The organism is Fructilactobacillus sp. X8R2C1, from assembly GCF_059900955.1.
The window spans coordinates 1-476 of sequence record NZ_JBWXVI010000013.1; the positions used below are offsets into that span (position 1 = coordinate 1).

At 42.4% G+C, this 476-nt stretch carries 1 protein-coding gene; it reads left to right on the forward strand.

Going from position 1 to position 476, the window contains the following annotated elements; all coding sequences use genetic code 11:
* Nucleotides 1-476 (forward strand): mucin-binding protein (locus AC6UD6_RS06940; protein ID WP_500696175.1); only part of this gene is annotated, 476 nt, incomplete at both ends.

Genomic DNA, 476 nt, shown 5'->3' on the forward strand with positions numbered 1-476 from the left:
TCAATTACGAGAACTATCCACTACGTTTACGCTGATGGTAGTAAAGCAGCTGATGATCAAGTAGAAACCGTTACTTTCACCAGAACGGCAACCTTTGACGAAGTAACTGGCAAGTTAACTTACAGTAACTGGACTTCAACTAACTCCGTCTTTGGACAAGTTGATTCTCCAGCTATCACGGGATACACTCCAGATAAGGCAAGTGTTGGTTCTGAAACTGCCACGGCTGACACACCTGACGGAAGTGTTACCGTTACTTATAATGCAAACGAACAAAAAGCCGTAGTTAACTATGTTGACGAAGATAACGGTGATGCCGTTCTTCATACTGATGACTTAACTGGTAAGTTTGGTAGTAAATCTGGTTACTCAACCAAAAATGAAATTGCCACTTTAGAAGCTAAGGGCTACGAGTTGGTATCCGACGGATACCCTGCTGATGGCTTTACTTTCAACACTGACAATCCAACCTTTAC